The sequence below is a fragment of the Ruegeria sp. BHSA163 genome (assembly GCF_059613365.1).
Map to the genome: position 1 here is coordinate 1 of NZ_JBXWSJ010000098.1, position 7,901 is coordinate 7,901.

The 7,901-nt window shown below is 52.4% G+C and carries 7 protein-coding genes; 5 read left to right on the top strand and 2 right to left on the bottom strand.

What is annotated here, in order from left to right; genetic code table 11:
- On the bottom strand, nucleotides 1–467 hold a 467-nt coding region (locus AC2FNV_RS22795; RefSeq protein WP_496774620.1), incomplete at its 3' end, for a LysR family transcriptional regulator.
- A gap of 119 nt (nucleotides 468–586) precedes the next feature.
- Between AC2FNV_RS22795 and AC2FNV_RS22800 the strand changes: the two genes are divergently transcribed.
- Entirely contained in the window at nucleotides 587–1,342 is a 756-nt protein-coding gene (locus AC2FNV_RS22800; protein WP_170606611.1) for a class II aldolase and adducin N-terminal domain-containing protein, read from the top strand.
- A gap of 22 nt (nucleotides 1,343–1,364) precedes the next feature.
- Complete coding sequence (locus tag AC2FNV_RS22805; protein ID WP_170606612.1) at nucleotides 1,365–2,354, top strand: sterol desaturase family protein; 990 nt, start codon at nucleotides 1,365–1,367, stop codon at nucleotides 2,352–2,354.
- Nucleotides 2,355–2,371: 17 nt separating this feature from the next.
- Here AC2FNV_RS22805 and AC2FNV_RS22810 read toward each other — a convergent pair whose 3' ends face one another.
- Nucleotides 2,372–3,004: a class I SAM-dependent DNA methyltransferase gene (locus AC2FNV_RS22810; protein WP_170481262.1), complete on the bottom strand. Its 633-nt coding sequence runs from the start codon at nucleotides 3,002–3,004 to the stop codon at nucleotides 2,372–2,374.
- Between the two features lie 86 nt (nucleotides 3,005–3,090).
- Between AC2FNV_RS22810 and AC2FNV_RS22815 the strand changes: the two genes are divergently transcribed.
- The 3 genes from AC2FNV_RS22815 to katG all read left to right on the top strand — a co-directional run bounded on the left by AC2FNV_RS22815 (nucleotide 3,091) and on the right by katG (nucleotide 7,511).
- Nucleotides 3,091–3,981, top strand: coding sequence for an SDR family oxidoreductase (locus AC2FNV_RS22815; protein ID WP_170606614.1), 891 nt, complete (start codon nucleotides 3,091–3,093; stop codon nucleotides 3,979–3,981).
- 40 nt (nucleotides 3,982–4,021) lie between these two features.
- The gene (locus AC2FNV_RS22820) at nucleotides 4,022–5,005 is read left to right on the top strand and encodes a glycosyltransferase family 2 protein (protein WP_170606616.1); all 984 of its coding nucleotides are present in this window, start codon (nucleotides 4,022–4,024) and stop codon (nucleotides 5,003–5,005) included.
- A 304-nt stretch (nucleotides 5,006–5,309) separates the two neighbouring features.
- A complete protein-coding gene (katG, locus tag AC2FNV_RS22825) occupies nucleotides 5,310–7,511 on the top strand; it encodes a catalase/peroxidase HPI (protein ID WP_496774623.1) in 2,202 nt (733 codons plus the stop codon).
- The last annotated feature ends 390 nt before the right edge of the window (nucleotides 7,512–7,901 follow it).

Genomic DNA, 7,901 nt, shown 5'->3' on the forward strand with positions numbered 1-7,901 from the left:
GTGCGAACTGATTCTGCGGGGCGCAAAGAGTACCGGATTTCTACAGCCGCGCCCTCGGCCATTTCTCTCGGCTCCCACAATTCGGTGAAGATGTTCAGTTGAACATCAGGATGCAAGGTCCGGAATTTATGCAACCGCGGTGCCAGCCAGTTGACCGCAAAGGTGAGATTGCATTGTACTTGCACTGCGTTTTGCTGCGCACCGGTCACTGCGCGTGTACCTCGAAGCAATGTGCGGAATGCTTCACGTACTACAGGCAGATAAGTAATACCTGCTTCTGTCAGTTCCAAAACCCTTGGGCGCCGCAGGAACAGCGGCTGGCCAAGATACCCTTCCAAAGACTTGATCTGCTGACTAACGGCACTTTGCGTCATGTTCAGATCGCGTGCTGCGCCAGTAAAGGACAGGTGCCGAGCGGCTGCCTCAAAAGTACGTAGCCATCCAAGTGGCGGAAGTGAATTTTGCATTCACATAACCTTGCCATAAGTTCAGCTAATGGTTTAATGGCACATTTTTCGTTGGTCAAACGTTGCGACCAGATGCACGTTTGTTACCAAGCCGAATTCAGGTTCCAAGGGAGGACAAAATGAGCGTCGCAAACCTGCGCCCGAATATTGACCATTGGTCTGAACGCGTTGACTTGGCAGCAGCTTTTCGCTGGACAGAGCGTCTAAACATGCACGAGGCGGTGGCCAATCACTTTAGCCTGGCGGTGAATGAGGACGGGACTCAGTTTCTTATGAACCCCAACCAAATGCACTTTGCCCGAATTCGAGCGTCAGACCTGTTGCTATTAGATGCCAATGACCCAGAAGTCATGACTCAACCCGGAGCGCCAGACCCAACGGCATGGGGATTGCACGGATCGATACACCGCCACTGCCCGCACGCAAGGTGCGTAATGCATTTGCATTCCATTTTTGCGACTGTGCTGGCAACTTTGGCCGACAGCACATTACCACCAATCGACCAGAACACAGCAATTTTCTACAACCGTTATGTGATCGATCAGGAGTTTGGAGGTCTTGCTTTTGAAAGCGAAGGCGAGCGTTGTGGGTCCCTTCTGTCGGATCCGAAGAACAAGGTCATGATCATGGGAAACCACGGCGTTCTGGTTATCGGCAGCGATCCGGCAGATACATTTAACCGACTATACTACTTCGAACGCGCGGCTGAAACTTACATTCGCGCATTGCAAACCGGCCAGAAGCTGCGGGTTCTGTCAAATGAGGTTGCTGAAAAAACCGCGCAAGAAGTCGAAGTTTATCCCGACCAAGCTGTTTCCTTCATGCGTGATATCAAGGCGCTGCTGGATGCCGAAGATTCGGATTACGCCACCTGACATCAACCGCAGAGATTAAGCGATGAGAGAGAATTCTCCAGATCCCGAAGCCGCCCGCTGGAATTACCACCCCGACGGACCTGTGGCGTTGAACCCGCTGTTCAATTGGCCTCCCCGCCCTGCGGCAGTTTTTAAGTGGTATAGTGGCGCGTGGTTGCAGATTACGTCTCTGACGCTGTGTATGGTGTTGGCAGTTACGGCCTATGCTTTCTTCTTTCCCGCCCTTGAGACGATGAAAACGTTTTTACCCGGCTGGATGTTTCGCATTTGGCTATTGAACATGATTCCGCAAATTCTTGTGGCGGGTGGCCTGCACTGGTGGCTTTACATGCGCAAAGGTCAGGGTATGTACAAAAAATTCGACCGTCGTGACCTTATTCGTGACAACAGAACATTCACTTTTCGCAATCAGGTCTTGGACAATATCTGGTGGACTTTAGGCAGTGCGATGACGGTCGCAACGGCCTATCAATGGCTGATTTACTGGGCGATGGCCAACGGATGGGCGCCCACGGTCACTTGGGTAAGCGCGCCTGTTTGGTTCGTGGTTTGGATGTTATTCATCCCTATGTGGTCAGGCCTGCATTTCTATTGGGTGCATCGGCTGGAGCATCACCCAAAGCTGTATAAATACGTGCACGCAGTGCATCACCGAAACGTCAATATTGGGCCCTGGTCAGGAATTTCCAATCACTGGTACGAGAACTTTTTTTACTTCTCCACCTACTTCATCCATCTGATAGTGCCGTCTCACCCATTGCACCTGCTGTTTCATTCCTATTTTCAACAGGTCAGCCCGGTTCTTTCCCATTCTGGCTTTGAAAAGCTAAAGGCCGGTGACACCGACGCAGCGCGTGCCGGAGACTTTTTTCATCAGCTGCATCATCGTTATTTCGAATGCAACTACGGTACATCCGAAATTCCGTTCGATAAGTGGTTTGGAACTTATCACGATGGGTCCGCCGATGCCACGACGCGAACGCGGGCATACAAAAAGCAAATGTATACTTAAGTCTGCGAAAAGACGGTTCAGTTTCGCTCAAACAACGCAATAAGCGCTGTGTCGTCTTTGTTGGGGCCAGAGGCCAGATCGCCAAAAATCGGCACCTCAGAAAGTGTTAAGTGAAGAATGTTGCCTTGTTCCAACGCATGGAATGTTTCGGCAAAGCCGCGTTCAGTGTAGTGTTTGGCATTGATGGACAATGCAAATTGTGCCCCCGGGCGTGCGACACGCAACAAAACGGGTAAAACCTCGGGGCCGAGATGCCCGTGGGTAAATGTGCCGGAAGACACAACGCCTGAATAGCTTTCGGGTGGAACCGGAATTCCCAGATTCAGGTCAGCCTCTATCGCGTCGCGATAAATGTCCTTTCGCATCGCCTGGCCCAGCATCTCTGCGCTTATATCGGTGGCGTCTATTGGACCGACCCCTAGGCTTGCCAAAACCGAGCCACACAAACCCGTACCTGCGCCCACGTCCAGAACGGGACCTTGACCGCCTGCACTTACAAAAGCGCGCGCCGTGTGAATGTGCAGTTGATAATCCTCACGCGAAGCAAAACCATCATCATAATCGCCCGCCCATTCTGCGTATAGCCGTTTACTGTCTTCTGGTGAGTTCAGCGCATAGGCTGAATGCAAGTTCGGTGTATTTTGGGTCATGCATCATTGAATGCCGATTGGCGGATTCGAATCAAGGGTGTCCATACGCACTTGCATCCCACGTTATCGCGTTTCATCAAGGGGCCATGACTGGCACACTCTTTTCATTTGGGCATGGATACTCGGCCCGCGCCCTGTCGCTGCGCCTTGCACCACAAGGATGGCGGATCATTGGAACATCGCGCGATGCGGAACATCTGGATGCCATTCGCGCATCCGGTGCCGAGCCTTTGATCTGGCCAGGACAAGTGCCCGATTTTGACGGGGTGACGCATCTGCTGGTATCGACGGCTCCGACTGCGGATGGGGATCCTGTTTTGGCCGAGCTTCGCGAGGAGATCGTCGCGCGCGCAGCGCAATTTCGATGGGTTGGCTACTTGTCGACGACCGCAGTATATGGTGACCATAACGGTGAATGGGTTGACGAGGCGACGCCGATAACCCCAACCGCCGAGCGAGGCCGATGGCGTGCCCGAGCCGAAAGACAGTGGACTGAAATCGAAAACTTGCCTCTGCACATTTTTCGCTTGGCCGGAATCTATGGGCCTGGAAGAGGACCGTTTTCTAAGCTGAGGCGTGGTGGGTTGAGGCGGATCATTAAGCCCGGTCAGGTCTTCTCGCGCATACATGTTGACGACATCGCACAGGTTCTCGCCGCGTCGATGGCGCGGCCTAACCCGGGCGCAATATACAATGTCTGTGATGACGAACCGGTGCCCCCACAGGACGTGATCGCATACGCTGCCGAGCTGCAGGGGTTGCCTTTGCCTCCGGCTGTATCATTTGACCAGGCAGACCTGACACCAATGGCACGCAGTTTTTACAGCGAAAATAAACGCGTTCGAAACGAACGCATCAAGAATGAATTGGGTGTTACGCTGCTTTACCCAAATTACCGTGTTGGGCTAGAGGCGTTGTTGAATGTTAAAGGCGCCAGTGAGACCACAAAAGACTGGAATGGGCGAAAGCATTCCTAAGATGCTAAGAGTCGATAATCAAAGATACTGACGCACCCATATGACCGACCGTTCCGCCAACTTAAAGATTACTGTATCCACCTTAACCCGGAAGCGTCCGGAAATGTTGGCCGCGCTGGTGAGGAGTTGGGGCGATCTTGTCATTCCGTCAAATTGCATCGTTCGCTTCCTTGTGGTCGAGAACGATAAAGTTGCGAACAGCAAACAGATTGTTCAGGAAGCCGGCAGTTCTTTGGCCAATGGATGCGCGATCGAATATGTGTTGGAACCAGAGTTGGGCATACCATTTGGGCGCAACCGGGCGGCGCGAGAGGCTATTGCCAATGGATCTGATTTGTTGTGCTTTGTCGACGACGATGAGGTTGTGGCGCAAGATTGGCTGGAACGGCTGGTTGCAGGTTACAGGTCCAGCTCTGCGGTGTTGCTTGGCGCACCGTTGAGGGCAGCTGGTCCGTCAGGTCGCGAAACAGGTGTGCAGCGACTGATGCTTAGGAATATCAGCAACCGTTATTTGGCGAAGGAGCAAGCCGCCGCCAGGCGTAGCGCTCTGAACGATACAGGTGGTGTTACGGTAGTTACCAACAATTGGCTGGGCGAAACGCGGCTGTTTAGCGAGGTTGGACTTTGGTTTGACGAAACCATGCGTATGACAGGCGGCACTGACGCAAAGTTTTATGCCGATGCGGTAGGCCAAGGCCTGACAGTGGGCTGGGTCCCTGACGCTTTTGTATACGAGACCATTCCTCCTGAGCGGCTTTCATTCTGGTATCAGGCCGCACGTGGACGGGATCAGTCAAACACATACATGCGACGCAAGCTCAAAAACAAACCGGTCAGCGCGGTTCTGGGGTTTCTTAGCATTCCGATACGATTTCTAGGATTAGTAGTTGCCATGATTCTGATGCCAATTCAGCCTGACCGAAGGTTTATCCAAATTGCTCGGACCTTGGGATGGTTGGTTGGTGTCATTGGTATTTTCTTTGGGTACAAGTCGGCTCTGTATAAAAAAGTAAGTGGTCACTAAGCTGAATTCCGAAACAGTTTACCGCTGAGCAAGCAGGTGATTAATCAGACGAGCAGAGTGATAATTATTTCCTATTGATATCATCCGAAAACAAAACTTATTTGCATAGAAGTAAGTTGCTACTTTACGGCATACAGGAAGAACGAATCGCTGATACAATTTTCGGCATGGCTGCTAAAACGCCCAATGTTCCCATATTCGACCTGTGTGGGACTATTTTAGCAGCGATGTCATTCAGTCTTGTTTTTCCAATCGTATTTGACCGCACGACGCACACAAGCTTCAGCCAGGAATGGAGAAAGACATGGACGGAAGTGATAACCCCAACACAGGCGGATGCCCGGTTATGCATGGTGCCGGGACCCGATCAAATCGGGACTGGTGGCCTAATCAGCTAAACCTTTCCATTCTACATCAGCATTCACCCGCATCCAATCCGATGGGCGAAGGCTTTGATTATGCAGAAGAGTTCAAAAAGCTGGACTACCAGGCGCTAAAGGATGACCTGGTTGCCCTAATGACTGACTCTCAGGACTGGTGGCCTGCGGATTATGGCCATTACGGTGGCCTGTTCATCAGAATGGCTTGGCACAGTGCCGGCACCTATCGGACAGCGGATGGCCGCGGCGGGGCATCGACTGGCAATCAGCGATTTGCCCCGTTGAACAGCTGGCCAGATAACGGAAACCTCGACAAGGCGCGCCGATTGCTGTGGCCGATCAAACAGAAATATGGAAACCAAATTTCCTGGGCTGACTTGATTATCCTTGCGGGTAATTGCGCCATCGAATCCATGGGCGGCAAGACGTTTGGATTTGCCGGTGGTCGAGAAGACATCTGGGCGCCAGAAGAAGACATCTATTGGGGCACCGAAACCGAATGGCTCGCTCCAACCGACAACCCGCACAGCCGTTATTCGGGCGATCGAGAGTTGGAGAACCCGCTGGCTGCGGTTCAGATGGGTCTCATCTACGTCAATCCCGAAGGACCCGACGGGCAGCCGGATGCTTTGGCTTCAGGTCGCGACATTCGCGATACCTTTGGCCGGATGGCAATGAACGACGAAGAAACTGTCGCTCTGGTTGCAGGTGGTCACACATTCGGCAAGGCGCATGGAGCTGGCGATCCCGATCTGGTCGGCCCCGAGCCCGAGGCGGCGCCAATCGAAGAGATGGGCCTTGGTTGGATCAACAAGTTTGGCAGCGGGAAAGGGGATGACACGACCACCAGCGGAATCGAAGGAGCATGGACGGCGAATCCCATCAAGTGGGACAACGGCTATTTTGACCTTTTGTTCGGCTATGATTGGAACCTGACCAAAAGCCCCTCGGGTGCGTGGATTTGGGAACCTGTTGGCGTGAAAGAGGAAGACATGGCGCCAGCTGCGCATGATCCCTCAAAAAAGGTCAAGACCATGATGACAACTGCCGATATGGCGATGCGCATGGATCCGATCTATGGACCGATTTCGAAACGGTTCCACGAAAACCCTGAGGAATTTGCCGACGCCTTTGCCCGCGCGTGGTTTAAACTGACCCACCGCGATATGGGCCCGCGTTCGAACTACATCGGCGTCGAAGCTCCAACGGAAGAACTGCTGTGGCAAGACAATGTTCCTTCCGTTGATCACGATTTGATAGATGACTCTGATGTGGCTGATCTCAAGGCCAAGATTGTGTCGTCTGGATTGTCGGTTTCCGAGATGGTTTCGACCGCCTGGGCCTCGGCCTCGACCTTCCGAGGATCGGACAAGCGGGGTGGTGCCAACGGTGCCCGTATTCGCCTTGCACCGCAAAAAGACTGGGAGGCGAATGAGCCGCTGAAACTTGCAAAAGTGTTGAGCAAGCTTGAAGATATTCAATCATCATTTAACGACTCTCAGTCTGGCAACAAGAAAGTCTCATTGGCAGACATGATTGTACTGGCTGGATCGGTCGGTGTTGAAAAAGCCGCTAAAGCAGCAGGTCACGTAGTCGAAGTTCCATTTACTCCTGGACGGACAGATGCAACGCAAGATCAAACGGATGTTGATTCATTTGCGTTGCTGGAACCAGCTGCGGATGGTTTTCGCAATTACCAGAAGGCTGAATACAGCATTTCACCTGAAGAACTGCTGGTTGACAGAGCCCAGTTGTTGACGCTCTCGGCACCTGAAATGACTGTTCTTGTAGGTGGCCTGCGAGTTCTGGGTGCCAACTTTGGTGGGTCACTTCATGGTGTGTTCACAGATCGGGTCGGCACGCTGAGCAATGACTTCTTTACCAATCTGCTTGACATGGGCACCGATTGGAAGCCTTCCGGCAATGGAGTCTATGAAGGCAAGGACCGCACAAGTGGTGAAACCAAGTGGACAGGTACACGGGTGGACTTGGTTTTTGGATCAAATTCGCAACTGAGGGCTTTGGCCGAAGTGTACGGTCAGTCCGATGCAGGTGAAACATTCGTCAATGACTTCGTTGCGGCCTGGAACAAAGTCATGAATGCGGACAGGTTCGATCTGAAGTAACTTCAGATGAATCGCTTTGAGACGCGCCGCCTTGGGAAGCCTTGGCGGCGCTTTTTTGTCACCGGACACAAAGAAAAGGCGAGATTGAGCAAGCGATTCCAGCATATTGGCCACAAGTCAGTCGGAATTTCTCTAAAGTGAAAGAACACCAAGAAGGGAAATCGGGCGCTTTCTAAACATAAGTTGTTGTTTTCATTAAGTTCAGCGAGTTTTTGCCGTGGAATGTGAAGTTTTTTCAAAATGGGGGTTGCAGGTCCTGACCCCAATCCGTAAATACCCCTTCACCGGGTCTTTATGGGTTTGGTGACGGGCTGGAGAGTTGGCTGGACGCATCGGAGAGACGGTGGGCATCTGAGGTAAGGGATTGGGCGGTTGCGCTGATTTATTGGC